12 protein-coding genes and 1 pseudogene are annotated in these 13699 nt (G+C 60.8%); 5 read left to right on the top strand and 8 right to left on the bottom strand.

The genetic code is table 11. The annotated features are described in order from the left end of the window. Window positions 1-17 precede the first annotated feature (17 nt). Complete coding sequence (locus MTP16_RS17640) at window positions 18-3260, bottom strand: tetratricopeptide repeat protein (protein ID WP_243512338.1); 3243 nt, start codon at window positions 3258-3260, stop codon at window positions 18-20. A 240-nt stretch (window positions 3261-3500) separates the two neighbouring features. Here MTP16_RS17640 and MTP16_RS17635 point away from each other — a divergent pair, with 240 nt between their 5' ends. After that, on the top strand, window positions 3501-4040 hold the full coding sequence (locus tag MTP16_RS17635; protein ID WP_243512335.1) for a DUF4136 domain-containing protein: 540 nt from the start codon (window positions 3501-3503) through the stop codon (window positions 4038-4040). A 9-nt stretch (window positions 4041-4049) separates the two neighbouring features. Beyond that, on the top strand, window positions 4050-4595 hold the full coding sequence (locus tag MTP16_RS17630) for a 2'-5' RNA ligase family protein (protein ID WP_243512333.1): 546 nt from the start codon (window positions 4050-4052) through the stop codon (window positions 4593-4595). An 89-nt stretch (window positions 4596-4684) separates the two neighbouring features. Here MTP16_RS17630 and MTP16_RS17625 read toward each other — a convergent pair whose 3' ends face one another. Together MTP16_RS17625 and holA are read right to left on the bottom strand one after the other, a co-directional pair. Then, window positions 4685-4888 (bottom strand): hypothetical protein, encoded by a 204-nt coding sequence (locus tag MTP16_RS17625; RefSeq protein ID WP_243512331.1) that lies wholly within the window; start codon window positions 4886-4888, stop codon window positions 4685-4687. Between the two features lie 57 nt (window positions 4889-4945). Beyond that, window positions 4946-6007 carry a DNA polymerase III subunit delta gene (gene holA, locus MTP16_RS17620; RefSeq protein ID WP_243512329.1) on the bottom strand — a complete coding sequence of 354 codons (1062 nt, stop codon included), beginning with the start codon at window positions 6005-6007 and terminating at the stop codon, window positions 4946-4948. Between the two features lie 160 nt (window positions 6008-6167). Between holA and tyrS the strand changes: the two genes are divergently transcribed. After that, entirely contained in the window at window positions 6168-7481 is a 1314-nt protein-coding gene (gene tyrS / locus MTP16_RS17615; RefSeq protein WP_243512327.1) for a tyrosine--tRNA ligase, read from the top strand. A 225-nt stretch (window positions 7482-7706) separates the two neighbouring features. Here tyrS and MTP16_RS26030 read toward each other — a convergent pair. Together MTP16_RS26030 and MTP16_RS17605 are read right to left on the bottom strand one after the other, a co-directional pair. After that, window positions 7707-7877, bottom strand: a pseudogene (locus MTP16_RS26030) (histone H1); the annotation flags it as partial. A gap of 253 nt (window positions 7878-8130) precedes the next feature. Next, window positions 8131-9378 carry an aminotransferase class I/II-fold pyridoxal phosphate-dependent enzyme gene (locus MTP16_RS17605; protein ID WP_243512322.1) on the bottom strand — a complete coding sequence of 416 codons (1248 nt, stop codon included), beginning with the start codon at window positions 9376-9378 and terminating at the stop codon, window positions 8131-8133. A gap of 265 nt (window positions 9379-9643) precedes the next feature. On the opposite strand from MTP16_RS17605, the gene accC reads away from it, so the two are divergent. Next, window positions 9644-11155, top strand: coding sequence for an acetyl-CoA carboxylase biotin carboxylase subunit (gene accC / locus MTP16_RS17600; protein WP_243512320.1), 1512 nt, complete (start codon window positions 9644-9646; stop codon window positions 11153-11155). Window positions 11156-11238: 83 nt separating this feature from the next. Here the strand turns inward: accC and MTP16_RS17595 are convergent, their stop codons facing one another. The 3 genes from MTP16_RS17595 to parS form a co-directional block, all read right to left on the bottom strand. After that, on the bottom strand, window positions 11239-12048 hold the full coding sequence (locus tag MTP16_RS17595; RefSeq protein ID WP_243512318.1) for a DUF6252 family protein: 810 nt from the start codon (window positions 12046-12048) through the stop codon (window positions 11239-11241). A gap of 217 nt (window positions 12049-12265) precedes the next feature. Continuing rightward, window positions 12266-12718, bottom strand: a complete 453-nt coding sequence (locus tag MTP16_RS17590; RefSeq protein ID WP_243512315.1) for an RES family NAD+ phosphorylase — start codon at window positions 12716-12718, stop codon at window positions 12266-12268. Window position 12719: 1 nt separating this feature from the next. Next, window positions 12720-13163: a type II RES/Xre toxin-antitoxin system antitoxin gene (gene parS / locus MTP16_RS17585; RefSeq protein ID WP_243512312.1), complete on the bottom strand. Its 444-nt coding sequence runs from the start codon at window positions 13161-13163 to the stop codon at window positions 12720-12722. Window positions 13164-13190: 27 nt separating this feature from the next. On the opposite strand from parS, the gene MTP16_RS17580 reads away from it, so the two are divergent. Further along, entirely contained in the window at window positions 13191-13643 is a 453-nt protein-coding gene (locus MTP16_RS17580) for a hypothetical protein (protein ID WP_243512309.1), read from the top strand. Window positions 13644-13699 lie beyond the last annotated feature (56 nt).

Genomic DNA, 13699 nt, shown 5'->3' with positions numbered 1-13699 from the left:
GATAAAATACGCCGGGCTTAGCGCTGGGTGGCCGTGTCGGCCGGGGCCGTGGTGGTGCCGCGCAGGTTGGTGCGGGGCACCGCGGTTTTGCCCTTGGCCGGGGCCGGCGTAGTGGCCGGCGTGGTGGCCTTGGTCGGCGCGGGGGTTTTGGCCGGGGCTTTAGCGGGCGTTTTGGGCGCGGGTTTGGCCGGCTCGGTTTCTTCGGGCTGGTCGGCGCCCAGCGTTTTCAGGCGCTGCTTGGCGGCTTCCACCACTTCGGCCACCGGGAAATTGTTGTCGATAAGCGAGTTCAGCGTGCCGCGGGCCTGGAAATTGTCGCCTTCCGCCGCGTATACCTCAGCCACCAGCAGGAAAGCGCGGCCCTGCCACAAGGGGTAGCTGCTGAAAGCGGAATTAACCTTGAGCGCGGCGGCAATGGCTTCCTCGTTCTTCTTTTGCTTGAACAGCGTCTGGGCCAGGAAATACTGGGCCTCGGCGCCGTTCACGTCGTTGGGGGCGGCGGCCACGGCGGCAGCCAGCTCGGTAGCGGCCTGGTCGTAGTTTTCGGCGCGGTAGCTGGCCTTGCCCAGGTAGAGCAGGGCGGCGTTGGTGGCGTTGGCGGTAGCGCCGGCCTGGGTGCGTAGCTCCTCGGCCACGCGGCGGGTGCCAGCATAATCGCCGGTTTCGTAGAGGCTGCGCATCTGGCCCAGCGTGGCGTTGGCCACCTCGCGGCGGTTGGTGCTGGCCCCGCGCAGGCGCTCGTAGTATTTGGCGGCCTCGGCGTAGTTCTTGTTTTCGTATTCGAGGTCGGCCAGGCGGCCCACAGCGCGGTTCACGAACTCGCTTTTGCCCTCGGTCACTACATCGCGCAGGCGGGTCAGGCCCTGCTGGCGGTCGCCGGTTTTCACATACGAATCGGCCAGGAAAAAGCGGGCATCCGGTCCCATGGCCGACTGCGGGTACTGCTTCAAGTACGACTCCAGGCGCAGGATGGCCGGCTTGTATTTCTCAGCCAGATACAGCGACTTGGCCGCTTCGAATTCCACGCTTTCGGTGGCCTTGCTGTCGGGGTTTTGCAGCTTGAATGACGCCAGGGCCGCGTCAAATTCCTCGGTACGGCCTAGGGCGGTGAGGCTTTCCTGCAGGCTGTAGATGGCCTGCGAAGCGGCCTCGCTGCGCGGGTAGTCGGCCAGCACTTTCTGGAAGTCGGCCACCGCCTTTTCCTGCTGCTGCAGGTTGGCGTAGGCCACGCCGCGTTTCTGCAGCGCCTGCGGAATGAGCGGGCTGTTGGGGCGGTTATCAATCAAACGCGAGAAGCCTGTGACGGCCGGCTGGTACTCGCCGGCCTCGAACGAGAGCTGCGCCTGCTGGAATACGGCCTCTTCCGCGTAGCGCGAGTTGGGGCTGGCTTTGAGCATGGCGGCCAGGGTGCTGTTGGCTTCCTCGCGACGGCCCATCAGGCCCAGCGTGCGGCCTTTTTGGTAGTAGGCGTAGTCCTTGTCGGCCGCGTTGGCGGTGATGACTTTGTCGTAGAGGTCGAGGGCCTGCTGGTAGCTTTTCGACACGTAGTAGGTGTCGGCCAGGCGTAGCGTGGCGTCGTAGTAGTTAGGGTCGTCGGGCTTGGCCGCCGCGTCGCTCAAAAAGGCAGTGAACTGCGGACGGGCGCGGTCGTACTGCTTGGTGTTGTAGTAAGCGTAGCCCAGGCCATAGCGGGCCTTCTGCTCGAAGTCCTTTTCCTCGGGGCTCACGCCGCCTTGCCGGGCCGAGCGGGCCGCCGCCACGTAAGCCGTGATGGCATCGGGATACTTCTGGCCGACGCTGAAAATTTCGCCGCGCAGCACCTGGGCGGCGGCGCGCAAGGCATCGTCAGACGGGAACTTCAGCGACTTGTCCAGCAAGGGCAGCGCTTCGGCGTAGTTGCCGTTGTTGTAAAGCGTAGCCGCCTGCGAGTAGGCCACGCGCTGGTAGGTGGCGTCGAGCTTGGCGCTGCGGTCGTCGATGCTTTCGAGGTAGGTCAGTGCCTGGTTGTAGTCGGTCGAAGACAGGAAGCTGTTGCTCAACAGGTCGTCCACTACCGGCTGGTTTTTGGAGCGCGGGAATTTCTTGCGGAAGTCGCGCAGCACGGCAATAACCTCGGGCAGGTTACCTAATTCGTACTGCACCTGGCCCAGCTTGAGGGTGGCGTTTTCGGCAATGCCTTTGTCGAAGGTGGCTTGGCGGGCGGCGTCGAATGCCGTCACGGCCTGGGGCTTCTGATTGGTCTGGATGTAGCTCAAACCCAGATGATAGGCGGCATTCTGGCCTAGCGAGTCGCGGCGCACGGCCACGTTGCGCAGACTGGCGATAGCGCCCTTGAAGTCGCCCATCTTATAGTTGGCGAAACCAATCTTGTACTCCAGCGCCGGCTCAATCTTGCCCTTGTGCAGGCTGGCGTACTTGTCGAAGTTCTCGGCGGCTTCCTTGTACTGGCCTTTCTGGTAGTAGGCATCGCCGAGCAGCAGTTGAATCTCGTCGGCGTTCTGCGGCGGCGGGGTGTCTTGCAGCGCCTTGGTGGCGTAGCTGATGAGGCCGTCGTAGTTGCCTTCGCGGTAATAAATCTGGGTCATCACGGCCGGCACCACGGGCTTGTAGGCGTCGTTTTGCTCGGCCACGGCCAGGTCGGCGCGGGCGGCGGCGTAGTCGCCGGCGCGGTAGCCCAGGTAGCCGGCGTAGTAGGAGCTGGCGTACTTGTACTGGCTCTGCACCTGCTTGTTGCGGTCGAAGAGCAGGCGCGCCTTTTCGTAGTCCTTTTGCTCAAAATAGCTGTAGCCCAGCTTGAAGTCGGACTCGGCGCGCTGGTCGTTGCTCAGGTTGTCGGGCGCTACCTTGGCGAAGTAGCGGATGGCCGACTCGTAGTTTTTCTGGTCGAAGTAGAACTTGCCCAATTCGAAATAGGCCGAAGCGGCGCGTGGGTGCGCCGGGTGGCGGGCCGCGAAGTCCAGAATCAGGCCCTCGGCGTCGGGGTGCGAGAGGTAGAGGCCGCTCACGGCGTAGTAGTACTCGGCGTCGGCGGTGCGGTCGCCGGCATTGGGGCCGGCCATGCTGCTGTGCACCGGCTCAATGGCCAGGTACTGCCGAAACGCCTCCTGGGCCGCGCCGTACTGCCCGCGGTCGAATAGCTCTAACCCTTCCTGAAAATGTCGTTCGTCGGAGGCAAAAACCTGGGTTTGCTGGGCCTGGGCCGCGTAGGGCGCCGCGGCGCTCAGCGTGGCGGCCAGCGCCAGCCGGGGAAATAGCTTCATGAAAATACCTGTCGTGGAGGGGCCGCACCGGGCCCGGGAACTCGCCAAAAGTAGCGATAAAAGCCCGTAGGTTGCCCAGGCAACGCAGAAACGCAGCTTTCATTGCCGGTTTAGCCTGCCAAGGGCCTGCGTTGGATGGTTTCACCATGGCTTTGTCGGGCACATATGCAATAAGCGCCACCGCAGCCTCTCACCTACCTTAAGCGTATAGAAAAGCTCCTCACCTTCTTTCCGCCACTCATGAAAACTTACTTCTTACTGCTCCTGCTGGCCCTAACGGGCTGTGCCGCTGAGCAAGTTCAGCATACTGAACAAGCCCCCAACGTTGATTTTCGGGCCTATAAAACCTATAATTTTATGGACGTGACGGCCCGCAATGAGGCCGCTTTCCAAGGCCCTGGCACGGGCATCGAAACCCTCAAACAAGCCATTGGCCGGGAAATGCAGCGGCGCGGCTACCAGCCCGCCGCCTCGCCCGACCTATTGGTAAACATCGGCGTGGTGACGCAGGACAAGGTGCAAACCCGCGAAACCACCCTGCGCGACGCGCCCATTTACCTTGGCCAGCGCAACTACCACTGGCAGAGCCAGGACGTGGTAGTGGGCCGCTATGAGGAAGGCACCGCCACCGTGGAGCTGGTAGATGCCGCCCGCCAGGAACTCATCTGGCAGGGCTCGGTGAAGAGCGTGCTCAGCCCCAAGGCCGACAAGCTCACCAAGAGCATTGATGACGCCGTAGAAGCCCTGTTTGAGAAGTTTCCGGTGCTACCCGCGCAATAGCTCCCGCTCATGAACGCGCTATACCTGGTGGCCCTGCTGCCCCCCGAGCCCGTGTTTTCCGAAATTTGGGAGTTGAAGCAAGAGGTGCACCGCCTCACCAGCAGCCGCAACGCTGTGCGACTGCCGCCGCACATCACGCTGGTGCCGCCCATGCGCCAACCCGATGATTTTGAAGCCGCCTGCACGGCCGCGCTAACTGGATTTGCTGCCACGCAACGGCCGTTTTCCGTGAGCTTGGATGGGTTTGCTTGGTTTGGCAGCCGCACGCTGTTTGTGCACGTGAGCGAGGCCAGGGCGCTGCAAAGCTTTCACGCCGCGCTGATGGCGTGGTGCCAAAACCATTTGCCGGAAGTTAAGCCCGAAAACCGGCCCTTCACCCCGCACCTCACGCTGGCCACCCGCGACTTGCCGCCCGCCCAGGTGCCGGAGCTGCGCGAGCAGTTTGCTGCCCGCTCCTACGCCGCCACTTTTACCGTGCACAACATCACCCTTTTCCGGCACGACGGCCAGCAGTGGCAGCCCCGGGGCACCTTTCAATTACAGCTGAACGGATAAGGCCGGTAATATGCGAGCAAAGGAAAAGGCCCCAGCAGCAGTTGCTACCGGGGCCTTTTGTGTTTTTGACGATGGTCGAAACCGTCGGCTTACTTGAACTTGGGCGTGCTGCCGGGCAGGCCCGGGATGTTCAGGTTGCCGTTCTTGTACCGCTTATACAAATAAGCGGCGCCAGCCGCCACCAGGGCGCCTTTTACCAAGCTGCCGGAGGTAGAACCACCGGCGCGGGTGCCGTCTTCGTTTTTGCGGCCGCCAAACAGGCCGGCAATCATGCCACCAAGGGTATTGCTCATGAGTGAAATCAGGTTGAAGGTGAAAGTCTGACTTCTACGGCGCCCTCGGTGGAAGTGTTACCCCAGCACCCCGGCCGGTACGGGGTGCAGAATCAGCCACACCAGTTCCCGCAGAATCTCGGCGTCGTCCATCGAACCACTCTCAATGCCTTTGCTCTGCGCATCGGCCCGCCGGATGCTGTGAATGAGGCTCACCACCCGCTCAAGTGGAAACACACGCAGGGCCTGCTGGGCTTCCTTCTGGGCAAAGCTGTTGGTGATGCCCAGGCTTTTGAACACGCCATCGGGCGGGTTGGGGCCGGCCTGGTGCAGCACCAGCAGCCGAGTGAAAAAGTTGAACAGCAGCGTCAGGTTCGGGATGAGCGGGTTGGCTTTGGGGTTGGCGGCGAAGTAGGCCAGAATGCGGTTGGCCTTGAGCACGTCGCGCTGCACCAGCGCCTTTTGCAGCTCAAAAATGTTGTAGTCCTTGCTGATGCCCACCATGCGCTGCACCAGTTCTTCGTCGATGGGCTGGTTGGGCTTGAGGTTGAGTGCCAGCTTGTCGACCTCATTGGCCAGGCGGCCCAGGTCGGCGCCGATGTATTCGGCCAGCATGGCCGTGGCCTGCCCCGTGATTTGCAGGTTGCGTGCCCGCACATTGGCCGTGAGCCATTGCGGCACCTGGTTGTCGTAGAGCTTCTTGCTGGTCATCAGCACGGCCGGCGAGTCTTTGCCCGTAAGCAGCTTGCCCAGCTTTTTGCGCGAGTCCAGCGTTTTGTGCTTGTAACAAAACACCAGCACGGTACTCGGCAGCGGGTTTTTCAGGTAAGCCTCCAGAAAAGGCCAGCTCCGCTCCTGCTCCAGGTCGGCCACCGTCTGGGCCTCCTTCACGATGACCACCGACCGCTCGGCCATCATTGGAAACCGCTTGGCCTGGCCCAGAATGGCCGTCACGTCCACGTCCTTGCCGTACACCACCACTTGGTTGAAGCTGCGCTCGTGCTCGGCCAGGGCCGTTTTTTCAATCAAATCGGCCACCACGTCGATGTAGTACGGCTCCTCGCCCTGCAAAAAATATACGGGGTGAAACTGCCGCTGCTGCAGCTGCTTCAGAATGGCGTCGGCTTCTAACTGGGGCATGGGATGTTGGGGAATTAGGAACCTGACCTGGCTACTCCGGCGCAAAATTAGCGCTTGCTTGAGCCCACCCCTACCTTTGCCATTCTTTATTACCGCTTGGTTTAAGGATGCAGCCTGAATGAGCAGTTCCGAAACCAGCCCTCCAAGTTCCCAAGACCCCATGTCCCTCATTGAAGAACTGACCTGGCGCGGCATGTACCACGACGCCATGCCCGGCACCGCCGAACACCTCGCCACGAACGCGCCCATTACCGGCTATATCGGCTTCGACCCCACGGCCGCCTCGCTGCACATCGGCAACCTAGCCACCATTATGCTGCTGGTGCATTTGCAGCGCGCCGGCCACCGCCCCGTGGCTCTGGTGGGCGGCGCCACCGGCATGATTGGCGACCCCAGCGGCAAGTCGGCCGAGCGCAACCTGCTCGACGAAACCACCCTGCGCCGCAACCAGGCCGGCATCCAGGCCCAGCTGGAGAAGTTTCTGGACTTTTCGGAAGGCCCCACCGGCGCGCTGGTGGTAAATAACTACGACTGGTTCAAGGGCTTCGGCTTCCTGCAGTTCCTGCGCGAAGTTGGCAAGCACCTCACGGTGAACTACATGATGGCCAAGGATTCGGTAAAGCGCCGCATCAGCGGCAACGAGGACAGCGGCGCCGACGGCTTGAGCTACACCGAGTTTAGCTACCAATTGCTGCAGGGCTACGACTTCGTGCACCTCAATAAAGCCCTGGGCTGCACCCTGCAAATGGGTGCCTCCGACCAGTGGGGCAACATCACCACCGGCACCGAGCTCATTCGCCGCGTGGCCAACGCCGAGGGCACCGACGCCAAAGCCTACGCCCTCACCGGCCAGCTCATCACCAAGGCCGACGGCACCAAGTACGGCAAGTCGGAAACCGGCACTGTGTGGCTCGACGCCACCATGACCTCGCCCTACCAGTTTTATCAGTTTTTCCTTAATTCGGCCGATGCCGACGCCCCGCGCCTCATCCGCGTGTTCACGCTGCTGAGCAAGGAGGAAATCGAGGCCATCGAAGCCGAGCACGCCCAGAACCCCAACCTGCGCATCCTGCAGAAAGCCCTGGCCAAGGACGTCACCATCCGGGTGCACTCCGAAGCCGCCTACGAGGGTGCTGTGGCCGCTTCCGAAGTGCTGTTCGGCAAAGGCGGCGACCTCACTACGCTGAGCGAGTCTATCCTCCTCGACGCCTTTGCCGGCCTGCCGCACCTGCGCGTGCCCCGCGCCGAAACCGCCGGCATGAACGTGGCCGTGCTCCTGAGCGAAGCCACCGACAAGCAGATTCTGCCTTCCCGCGGCGAAACCCGCAAGCTCGTGCAGTCCAACGGCCTGAGCACCAATGGCACCAAGCTCACCTCGCCGGATACGCTGGTAGCCGAATTGCCCCTGCTGCACGACAAGTACCTGGTGGTGAAGAAAGGCCGACAGAGCTATTACCTGGTTGAGTTGGTATAAGCCCCACAACCCGACGGCCACAAAAAAGGCCCCGCCAGTTGGCGGGGCCTTTTTCTTTCGTCCACAAAATCCGCGAAATCCGGAAAATCCGCGCGAATCCGTGGTCCGGAATTACTTCTTGGCAGCGGCTTTCTTGGCCGGAGCGGCTTTGGCACCGCCAGCAGCGCCAGCGGCTTTCTTGGCCGGAGCGGCTTTGGCAGCACCACCAGCACCAGCGCCAGCGGCGGCGTTTTTGGTGTTCTGCACTTCGGTGCGGAACTCCTGGGCCATCGTCTTCAGCTCCTGCATGCCTTTGCGCACGCGGGTGCCGGCGGCAGCGTTCTGCTTGTCGTAGAATTTCGAGAAATCGTCTTCGAGCGACATCACGAGGTCTTTCAGTTTGCTGAAATTGTTCATTGGGGGTTTGGGGTTGGGGTGAAAAATGAGTCTATTGCAGTGCTAAGACGGCCCTAATATACAGGGGTTTCAAATACAAGCAAGTTTTTCACTTTTTTTTCAAAACCCCCTCCCCTGCTTTTAGAGGCCGATTTTCGTTTTAAAAAGGCCTTTTTTGAGTTTTGGCGTGCCCGCCGGTTTCTAACTATAGTGCAAAACAAACGCCGGCCTCCTTTGCGGGAAGCCGGCGCTAGTCAGATTAGCAAACCAAAAACTATACGGCTTGTGGTACGGCCGTGGTGCGGCTGTAGAGGCCCTTTTTGAGCTTATCGGCCACGGCCTCAAACGCCGTAATCGTTTCCGCTACATCCTCCAGGGTGTGCACCGCCGTGGGGATAATGCGCAGCATAATCACGCCCTTGGGCACCACCGGATACACCACGATAGAGCAGAAAATGTGGTGATTCTCACGCAAATCCAGCGTAATCTGGGTGGCATCGGGGATTTCGCCTTCCAGCAATACCGGCGTCACCGGCGAGGTGGTGGTGCCGATGTTGAAGCCTTTTTCGCGCAGGCCGTTCTGAATGGCGTGCACGATGGTCCAGAGATTTTCGCGCAGCTCCGGCTTCGTCCGAATCAGCTCCAAACGCGTGATGGCGCCCACCACGAGGGGCATGGGCAGCGATTTGGCGAAAATCTGGCTGCGCATGTTGTAACGCAAATATTCAATCACGCTTTCAGGCCCCGAGACGAAGGCGCCGATGCTGGCCATGCTCTTGGCGAAGGTCGAAAAATAGATGTCGATGCCGTCCTGAATGCCCTGTGCTTCGCCCGTACCGGCCCCGGTGGGGCCCATCGTGCCAAAACCGTGAGCATCGTCGACGAACAGACGGAAGCTGAACTTCTCCTTCAGGGCCACCACGCCGCGCAGGTCGCCTTGGTTGCCCGACATGCCGAACACGCCCTCGGTGATGACGAGGATGCCGCCGCCGGTTTCGTCGGTGATGCGCTTGGCGGCCGTGAGCTGCTTTTCGAGGCTGGCCATGTCGTTGTGGCGGTACACGAAGCGCTTGCCGGCGTGCAGGCGCACGCCGTCGATGATGCAGGCGTGCGACTCGGCGTCGTACACAATCACGTCGTGGCGGCTGGCCAGCGAGTCGATGATGGACACCACGCCCTGGTAGCCGAAATTGAGCAGGCAAGTAGCGGGCTTCTGCACAAATTCCGACAACTGGTCTTCCAACTGCTCGTGCAGGTTGGAGTTGCCGCTCATCATGCGGGCGCCCATGGGCAGGGCCATGCCGTACTCGGCGGCCGCTTCGGCGTCTACTTTCCGGACTTCGGGGTGGTTGGCCAGGCCCAGGTAGTTGTTGAGGCTCCAGTTGAGCATGCGACGGCCGCGAAACTCCATGTGCGGGCCGGCTTCGCCTTCGAGCTTGGGAAAAGTGAAGTAGCCGTGCGCATAGTGCGAGTGCGAGCCCAGCGGGCCCCGGTTGGCCGAAATCCGGTCGAATATATCCACTGAAAAAACGGAATAGGGTGAAAAATGGGTGGTGGGCGGGGAAATCAACTTTTGGCGCTAGCCAATACCTACCTAATCACAAAGGTACTCCCCACGTGGCGGTTGTACATAATTAGGGCATAACAACCGGGTAATACCCCGCAGGTTTGCGGCCGGCGCGCGGTTTCGCAGTTTCTTTGCGGCTGATTACAGAAATTCAGAACGTCATGCTGCGCGCAGCATGGCGTTCTTTTGCTCATTCGTTCTCCCGACTCCCACCCCATTCATGAAAAAAATCACCAAGCTGCTGGTGGCCAACCGCGGCGAAATTGCCCTGCGCGTCCTGCGTTCGGCCAAAGAAATGGGCATTGCCACGGTGGCTATCTATTCCGAAGCCGACCGCAACGCCCTGCACGTGCGCTACGCCGACGAGGCCGTGTGCGTGGGCCCCCCCGCCTCCAAAGACAGCTACCTGCGCGGCGATAAAATCATTGAAGTCTGCCGCGAGTTGGGCGTTGATGCCATTCACCCTGGCTACGGCTTCCTGAGCGAGAATGCCGGCTTTGCCCGCATGGTGCGCGAGGCCGGGCTGATTTTCGTGGGCCCCAGCCCCGAGGCCATGGAAATCATGGGCGATAAGCTTTCGGCCAAGCAGGCCGTGCAAGCCTACAATATTCCGCTGGTGCCGGGCACGGCGGAGGCCATTTCCGACGTGGCGGCGGCCAAGCAAATTGCCGAGGAGGTGGGCTTCCCCATCCTGATTAAAGCCTCGGCCGGCGGCGGCGGCAAGGGCATGCGCATTGTGAACGGGGCCGACGAGTTTGAGGAGCAGATGCAGCTGGCTATCAACGAGGCCGTGTCGGCGTTTGGCGACGGGGCGGTGTTCATTGAGAAGTTCGTGACCGGGCCACGCCACATCGAGATTCAGGTGCTGGGCGACGAGCACGGCAACATCGTGCACCTGTTCGAGCGCGAGTGTAGCATTCAGCGCCGCCACCAGAAGGTGATTGAGGAAGCCCCTTCGTCCGTGCTCACGCCCGAGCTGCGTGCCGCCATGGGCCGCTGCGCCGTGGACGTGGCCCGCGCCTGCAACTACGCGGGCGCCGGCACGGTGGAGTTCCTGCTCGACGACAAGCGCAACTTCTACTTCCTGGAGATGAACACGCGCCTGCAGGTGGAGCACCCCGTGACTGAGCAAATCACCGGCCTCGACCTGGTGAAAGAGCAAATTCGCGTAGCGGAGGGCTACCCGCTGCCTTTCGCGCAGGACGACCTCACCATCACCGGCCACGCCCTGGAGCTGCGCGTGTACGCCGAAGACCCGCAAAACAACTTCCTGCCCGACATCGGAACCCTGAGCACCTACGTGCGCCCCCAGGGCCCCGGCGTGCGCGTCGACGACGGCTTCGAGCAGGGCATGGACATTCCGATTTACTACGACCCGATGATTGCCAAGCTGGTTACCTTCGGGGCCGACCGCGCCGAAGCCATTGCCCGCATGCTGCGCGCCATTGAGGAGTATCAAATCACGGGCATCGAAACCACGCTGGGCTTCGGCCGCTACGTGCTGACGCACCCCGCCTTCGTGAGCGGCGACTTCGACACCAACTTCATCAAGGACCATTTCAGCCCCGCCAACCTCGTTCCCGCCGCGCCCGACGAGGCCACAGCCAAAGTAGCCGCCGCGCTGGCCGCCCTGCTGCTCGAAACCAAGAAACCCAAAGCTGCTGCTGCGACTGCTGAAGCAGCCGGTGCGGAGGCTTCGGGCTGGCGCCGGAACCGGTTGGGTGTGCGGTAGTTCCTGCTCTGAGCTAATAAAAAAGCCCTGCCGGAAGCAGGGCTTTTTTGTGGGCGCTATCTGCCCGAAATCACTCTTACCGGTTAATATGTGACGTCGAATTTTCCGTTCGTAACGGATATGGTGGCGGGTGAGCTTCCCGTGGTGTTTAACAGCACGGGAGCAGTGAATTCGAAAGTCCCACTCGCAGTGGTTCCTCTGGCAACATTGGGTTTCGTGGAGAAACGGGTGACCTGAACCTGGCCCAGCTGCTGATTGGAAAAATCGGTAGCGGCCTGGTCAAAATTGTTATTCAAGTAATAAAACCCCCATGCGCGCGGGAGCTTGCCCGTACCGAGCGGGTACGCTCCCACTCCTTGGAATGGCGCCACGTTGTTAATCCCATCCATTGGCAGCATTAGGGCAATTTCCCGGGTTCCGCCCCCCGGCAAAGGGGCAGTGGTGCCGGTTATGGTCAGCCCACCCCAGGAAAGCGAGCCCTTGAGTTGGGATGCGGTGTAGGCGACCCCGTTTTGCTCCCAACTCATCGTTCCCACCATCGAGTAGTCGCGGTTGAAGACCAGCTTGGCGGCAGCAGTTTCGCCGGCTTTCACGGTGAGGGGAAACGCGCTGGGGCCGTGGTACCCCCCGGCCGGCACGGCGGAGAGAGAGTACGTGCCGGGGACCACCTTGTCAAAAACGAACTTGCCGGTAGTTGCGTCGGGCGCTACCGATGCCGTTTTGCCGTTGGTTCCAATGAGCGTGACGGCGCTGGTGGCGCCAGCAACATTCAGTTCTCCTTGCACTATTCCCCCGATTGGTTCGGCTTCGTTTTTATTGGTGCAGGAGGCCATACCTGCGGCGCCCACAATAGTTAGGGCAAGAAAACGGCGCAATGTTAGCAGATTAACCATATAAAAAGAGGAAAGCAAAAGGACCCTTCGAGTCAAGCAACTGACCGGTTTTATTCGGGCCCGCCCTCCCGAATTAGCCGATGGCATTAGCAAATATAGAGGCCGGCTGAATCAATTGGGCTCGTCTTGAATACCACCCTGAGGTTTTACAACGAGGTGGGCTACGTGTGCGTCGGCTGGGCAGCCAAGCGCCTCAAGTGTGAGTTCCTGTGTCGGTTTATGCTTCTTTAATCCGCGGGTCAAATTCAAAATCCTCCCATCCCGCAATGCGAATCTGCGCGAAGTCTGGGTGCCGGGTGTTGAGCACATAATTGTGCTCGTGGGCGATGATGGAGGAAGGCACGCGCAACACGGCCGCCGTCTGGCGTCGATACCAATCATCTCCGAGTGGCTGGCAGCGGGCGTAGTGGCGCGGCAGCTGCCACTCCTGGGGCATTTGTTCCAAGGTTAGTTCTTCGATGGCTAACGAATCAGGAATTTCAATACGAATAACTTTGAAGAGGCTGTTGAGGCCTTCGCCGCTGCGGTGCACCACGTTTTCGAGGCAGGCCAGGGCGCGGCTGCCGGCGGCGTAAATGACCAGCTGGCCGCGCAGGTTCCAGCGGCCGGGGTTGCCGGAGGCGACGAGTTCGCCGGCGTACTTGGCCAGGCAGATGCGGTAGATTTCCACTTTACGCCAAGTCGCCGTGGGCAATGCGGGCTACTTCATCGGCTACCAGGTCGATGCCGCCACTGGTTTCGAGCAGGGCCAGCGGGGGCTGGTTGTCGAGGCCGTACGCGGGCTTATCGAGCCAGCGGCGGAAGGCGGGCAGGCTGCCGAATACTTCCTCGCCGTGGGCGGCCAGGGCCAGCAGCTTGAGGATTTGCTCGCTGGCAGCGGGGCCCAGGCGCTTTTTACCGTCGCGGTAGGCGCGCAGGGTTTTGGTGGTGGTGTGCAGCAGGTCGGCCAGTTCCTGAGCCTGTAGCTGCAAAAGCGTGCCCACGTCGAAGGCCGTTTTGGCGGGCACGCCGGTGCGGGCCTCCATCACGAGGGCGAAGGAATCGGCCACAGTGGCTTGCAGGCCGCGCAGGGCGGGCGAGTACACAGCGGTGGGAGGCGTGGCGTGGGCAGTCATAAGCTAAAGAATAATTCCTTCCCAAAGATGGGAAAATTTTCCGTAGCAACGAGGAAATTTTTCCTTTGGTTTCGTATCGATGCGGTCAGCAATGCCCGCTTTGCCGATTCTGAAAGAACTGTAACAGCACCGCGAGTGACCGGATGCCCACCTGACGCCTCAAAATCGGTTTCTAGCTATTTTTATGGAATGAAAAACTTTAAAATGGAGCGCTTGGTCAAGGGCGAATCATTCGTAACAAAAGAAAAAGGGCACTCCATGGTGCCGCTTATCAAATCGAACCAGGAGCATCGCCTGGCCCCGACCACCTGGGAAGAAGTTGTGGTGGGCGACATCGTGTATTGCAAGGTATCAGGGCGGTTTTTCACCCATTTGGTGAAAGCCAAGAATGCCGATAAAGGCTGCCAAATCGGCAACAACAAAGGCCACATCAACGGCTGGACAAAGCAGGTGTATGGCAAGGTGGTGGAGGTGCTGTAACGGGTCTGCCTCGACTATATACCCACATTCTGAAGAATAAATGCTGCCAAGCTTCG

It is taken from the genome of Hymenobacter monticola (assembly GCF_022811645.1).
In the GTDB taxonomy this organism is placed as follows: Bacteria; Bacteroidota; Bacteroidia; order Cytophagales; family Hymenobacteraceae; genus Hymenobacter; species Hymenobacter monticola.
This window is presented reverse-complemented; position numbering and strand designations above follow the sequence as displayed.